The 3750-nt window shown below is 59.9% G+C and carries 6 protein-coding genes; 5 read left to right on the plus strand and 1 reads right to left on the minus strand.

Features of this window, described 5'->3' with window-relative positions:
• The 4 genes from AC1D1P_RS17380 to AC1D1P_RS17395 all read left to right on the plus strand — a co-directional run.
• Positions 1-473 (plus strand): energy transducer TonB (locus tag AC1D1P_RS17380; protein WP_477673830.1); only part of this gene is annotated, 473 nt, incomplete at its 5' end.
• A 32-nt stretch (positions 474-505) separates the two neighbouring features.
• Complete coding sequence (locus AC1D1P_RS17385) at positions 506-1222, plus strand: MotA/TolQ/ExbB proton channel family protein (RefSeq protein ID WP_477649634.1); 717 nt, start codon at positions 506-508, stop codon at positions 1220-1222.
• A 71-nt stretch (positions 1223-1293) separates the two neighbouring features.
• Positions 1294-1704, plus strand: coding sequence for an ExbD/TolR family protein (locus tag AC1D1P_RS17390; RefSeq protein ID WP_477673831.1), 411 nt, complete (start codon positions 1294-1296; stop codon positions 1702-1704).
• A gap of 162 nt (positions 1705-1866) precedes the next feature.
• On the plus strand, positions 1867-2085 hold the full coding sequence (locus AC1D1P_RS17395) for a hemin uptake protein HemP (RefSeq protein WP_477671013.1): 219 nt from the start codon (positions 1867-1869) through the stop codon (positions 2083-2085).
• Positions 2086-2292: 207 nt separating this feature from the next.
• Here AC1D1P_RS17395 and AC1D1P_RS17400 read toward each other — a convergent pair whose 3' ends face one another.
• Positions 2293-2700 carry a GlcG/HbpS family heme-binding protein gene (locus AC1D1P_RS17400; RefSeq protein WP_477671014.1) on the minus strand — a complete coding sequence of 136 codons (408 nt, stop codon included), beginning with the start codon at positions 2698-2700 and terminating at the stop codon, positions 2293-2295.
• A 192-nt stretch (positions 2701-2892) separates the two neighbouring features.
• Here AC1D1P_RS17400 and AC1D1P_RS17405 point away from each other — a divergent pair, with 192 nt between their 5' ends.
• Positions 2893-3582, plus strand: coding sequence for a Bax inhibitor-1/YccA family protein (locus tag AC1D1P_RS17405; protein WP_477659010.1), 690 nt, complete (start codon positions 2893-2895; stop codon positions 3580-3582).
• Positions 3583-3750: the final 168 nt, after the last annotated feature.

The following is a 3750-nucleotide window of genomic DNA, read 5'->3' on the forward strand; positions in this document are numbered from 1 at the left end:
CCCCTACCCCACCCACGCCGACCGTGCAGAAAAAAGCGGTTGCCAAGGCACCCGACAAACCCGCGCCCCAGCCGCTGGCCATCCCGGATCCGACACCTTCGCCCAATGCCCCGACAGGCGTTGTCACGCCGCCGCTGCCGCCAGCGCCTGTAGCCGTGGCTCCAGCCGCACCGCCTGCGCCACCGGTGGTACAGCTGCCGTCCAGCGATGCCGACTACCTGCAAAACCCGAAACCTCGCTACCCGACCCGAAGCATTCACCTGGAAGAGCAGGGCAAGGTGGTCTACAAGGTATGGATTGGCGTCGACGGAAAAGCCCAGCGCGCGGAACTCGTCACCTCGAGCGGTTTTTCCCGCCTCGACAAAGCCGCCTACGACGCAGTCATGAGTTGGCGCTACGTGCCCGGCAAACGAAACGGCGTTCCGGAAACCATGCCCTTCAATGTTCCCATCAACTGGACGTTGAAAGACTGAGCGAAATCTTTTTGAACCTGGAGTATTGATTCATGAATTCCCAATTCGGCCTTGCCAACGTCTGGAGCCAGGGCGATATCGTTACCAAATCGGTGGCCGTGCTGCTACTGGTCATGTCGCTCGCGTCATGGATGGTCATCATCATCAAGACGCTGGACCTCATCAAGTACAAAAAGATCGCGCGCGCCTCTGAAGACTTCTGGCACAGCGAAGACTTTGCCGCAGGCCTCACCAAGCTGGGCTCGGACCCCGCCAACCCGTTCCGCCAGCTGGCCCTGGAAGGCCGCGAAGCCACGCTGCACCACCGCAACACCAAGGCACACCTGCACGATGCCCTGGACGTGAGCGACTGGGTCACGCGCACGCTGCGCAATGCCATCGACGAATTCACCGGCAAGCTGCAGTCGGGCCTGGCCATCCTGGCCTCGGTCGGCTCCACCGCCCCCTTCGTCGGCCTCTTCGGCACCGTGTGGGGCATCTACCATGCGCTGCTGTCCATCGGCGCGGCCGGCCAGGCGACCATCGACAAAGTGGCTGGCCCGATCGGCGAATCGCTGATCATGACGGCGCTGGGTCTCGCGGTTGCCATCCCGGCGGTGCTGGGCTACAACGCGCTGGTGCGCGGCAACAAGGGCGTGCTGCAAAAACTCAGCCGCTTCGCGCATGACCTGCACGCCTACTTCGTCACCGGCGCCCGCGTGAGCGCCGGCGGCCAGCAGGCCAATGTTGTGCCAATGAAAAAAGCCTGAGAGCCAACCCTTTATCCTGCTCTGCCGCCCCACAGCCGCGGAGCTCCCTCATTCAGTGACCGAGAAGCACCATGGCCTTTGGAACCCAAGACGACAGCGATGAGGTGATGAACGAGATCAACATGACGCCCATGGTGGACATCATGCTGGTGCTGCTCATCATCTTCATCATCACGGTCCCCGTGATGAAGCATTCCGTCAACATCGACCTGCCGCGCGCCTCCAACGAAGCGCAAAACATCAAGCCGGAAACGGTTCGCCTGAGCGTGGATGCGGAAGGCAGCTATTTCCTGAACGAGACCAAAATTTCAGACGAAGAACTGGTCACGCAGCTCAAGGCGTCGGCGGCACAAAACCCGCAGCCAGACCTGCATATCCGCGGCGACAAATCAGTGCGCTACGAGCGCGTAGCCCAAGCCATGGCAGCAGCCCAACAGGCCGGGCTGCGCAAGATCGGTTTCATCACTGAACCCAAGAACTAACCAGGGCCTGCAGGACTGATCAGGGTCCTGGACGCATGCCTGCTGGACAGGCACTCCAGGTTTTTCACACAGAAAGAAACAAAACCGCAGCCTGGATTCGCTTGACTTTCAAATGAGAATGGTTATCATTAACTTAACGAAACCCAAACAGGTTTAACCATCATGTCCATCGCAATGCCCGCCTCTCATACCCTGAGCCTTCCTGCCCGCGCCCCTGCGCACACAGAGACCGCTTCTGGCAGCCATTCGTCGGGCGCTTCCGCCGCTTGCGTCAACAGCACCGAAATCCTGCGCGGGCAAAAGGCCGTGGAAATCAACCACAACGGCTCGACTTACCGCCTTCAGGCCACTCGCCTGGGCAAACTGATTTTGACCAAGTAAGCCGCCTTCACGGTTTCATCACCCTCTTCATCAGCACAGTTTCATCGTGGGGCGATCCGGGGCTACCAAGCCTCCAAGGTCGTTTTTAGCCAGCCACAGACCCCTTCGGGGTTGTTTAGCCAGGCTTTTTTTCTTGATGTTGTTCTGCTCTCGCCAACAAAAAAGCCGACCCTCTGGTCGGCTTTTTTGTTCCCGCTGCGAAGCGGTTTACAGGCCGATGGCGGCAATACCAGCGCGCGCAATTTGCGCATCTTCGCTGGATTTCACGCCGCTCACACCCACAGCGCCAATGCACTGCCCTTCTTTCACGATGGGTACGCCGCCTTCGAGCATGCCGTGAATGTAGGGCGCCGACAGAAAGGACGTACGGCCGCCGTTGATGACGTCCTCGTAAACCTTGCTCTCACGGCGGCCCATGGCGGCCGTATTGGCCTTGGAAGGTGCAATGTGCGAGGAAATGGGCGGTGCACCGTCCAGGCGCTGCAGGTGCAGCAGGTGTCCGCCGTCGTCGACGATGGCGATGGTGACGGCCCAGTTGTTCTTGAGGGCTTCGGCCTCGGCGGCGGCGGCGATGGTTTTGACGTCGGCGAGTTCAAGCACTGCTTTTGATTTCATGGTCTTCAGGATTTCCGGAGTTTGTTGGCAAAGATACCGAGCATACGCAAATTTGGGGCCGCCCTTCGTCCGCATTGCCGCCAAATTAGCTTATAGAACCCTTACAAAAAGTAGGGAGTGAGGGCTGGAAAAACAGCAATGCACCCTAAAATAATCTTGCCGGCATTTGCTGGCGCCTCGGAGACGACTTTCATGACTGACAATGTTCAAACCCTCGACTACGGCGTTGCTTCCAGCGTCGAGCAACGCAACAAGGTCTTGCGCAACACCTATTGGCTGCTGGCCCTGAGCCTGCTGCCCACCGTGCTGGGCGCCTGGCTGGGTGTGGCGACGGGCATTACCCGCTCCCTGACGGGCGGATTGGGCCTGATCGTGTTCCTCGGCGGTGCCTTCGGCTTTATTTTCGCCATTGAAAAGACCAAGAACTCGGCCGCGGGCGTGCCTGTGCTGCTCGGTTTTACCTTTTTCATGGGCCTGATGCTCTCGCGCATGATCGCCATGGTGCTGGGTTTCAGCAACGGCGCATCACTGGTCATGACGGCTTTTGCCGGTACGGCCGGCGTGATGTTCGTGATGGCCAGCCTGGCCACCGTCATCAAGCGGGACCTGAGCGGCATGAGCAAGTGGCTGTTTGCCGGTGCGCTGGTCATCCTGGTGGCCGCCGTCATCAATGTGTTTGTCGGCTCGACCATGCTGATGGCCGTCATTAGCACGCTGGCGATCGCGGTTTTCAGCGCCTACCTGCTGTATGACCTGAAGCAGGTGATCGACGGCGGCGAAACCAACTACATCAGCGCCACCCTGGCCATTTACCTGGACCTGTTCAACATCTTCCAGAGCCTGCTGGCTCTGCTGGGCATCTTCGGCGGCGACCGGGACTGATCCGCTTCGCTACAGAACAAAAAAGGGCCTCAGGGCCCTTTTTTCATGCGCACCTCGTGTCATTCTCCGCAGGGTGAGCCTGGGGCTTCTCCAATTCAAGCCGGGGCCGCGAATCTGGCTCTGCCAGTCCGCAGGCGCAGCGCCCCCCTCGGGGGCAGGGAGCTACAC

Source organism: Polaromonas sp. P1_E1_2 (genome assembly GCF_056406035.1).

Bases quoted from the DNA above. Each gene is read 5' to 3' on its own strand.
- AC1D1P_RS17390 (WP_477673831.1), top strand. From the start codon at position 1,294: ATGGCCTTTGGAACCCAAGACGACAGCGATGAGGTGATGAACGAGATC.
- AC1D1P_RS17395 (WP_477671013.1), top strand. From the start codon at position 1,867: ATGTCCATCGCAATGCCCGCCTCTCATACCCTGAGCCTTCCTGCCCGC.
- AC1D1P_RS17405 (WP_477659010.1), top strand. From the start codon at position 2,893: ATGACTGACAATGTTCAAACCCTCGACTACGGCGTTGCTTCCAGCGTC.
- AC1D1P_RS17385 (WP_477649634.1), top strand. From the start codon at position 506: ATGAATTCCCAATTCGGCCTTGCCAACGTCTGGAGCCAGGGCGATATC.
- AC1D1P_RS17400 (WP_477671014.1), bottom strand. From the start codon at position 2,700: ATGAAATCAAAAGCAGTGCTTGAACTCGCCGACGTCAAAACCATCGCC.